At 47.5% G+C, this 562-nt stretch carries 1 protein-coding gene; it reads right to left on the bottom strand.

What is annotated here, in order from left to right; all coding sequences use genetic code 11:
• Nucleotides 1–235 precede the first annotated feature (235 nt).
• A partial coding sequence (locus ACXIZN_RS43285; RefSeq protein WP_457960788.1) for a tyrosine-type recombinase/integrase occupies nucleotides 236–562 on the bottom strand: 327 nt, incomplete at its 5' end.

The following is a 562-nucleotide window of genomic DNA, read 5'->3' as shown; positions in this document are numbered from 1 at the left end:
ATGATAGCCGAATTGTTGTACCTTCGTTACGATGTAGGGCCCAATCAAGAGCCCATTCCCGTTTTCTAAGTAATCGTGACTTTAGGTTTAGGCTTACATGGCGCATTCCTGCCACTTAGGCTCAATGGAAAGTGTTGCCTCAGTGAAAACACGGCTATTTGACCCTACCGAACAACTCCTCATTTGATAAATCAGCAGCTTTTAATTTAGGATCGAATGTCCACTTTTAAACAACTCATTCTCCATTACCCCGGTTGATCTTCGCATAGTCAAACGGCGTAATCCACTTCTCCCGGTTCGCATCCAGAAAATCCGCCCACCACTGCAACATCAGCTTGCGTTCATCCAAATGTTCCGCTTTATGGATATACGCCGCTCTCACCGAATTGCGTTCCATATGGCTCATCTGCCTTTCTACCGCATCCTTCGACCATAGTCCTGACTCAATTAACGAACTACAGGCCATTGTACGGAAACCGTGGCCGCAAACCTCAACCTTAGTGTCATAGCCCATCACCCGTAGCGCACTGTTTACCGTGTTCTCGCTCATAGGCTTACGCGG

It is taken from the genome of Amycolatopsis sp. TRM77291 (assembly GCF_054166285.1).
This window is presented reverse-complemented; position numbering and strand designations above follow the sequence as displayed.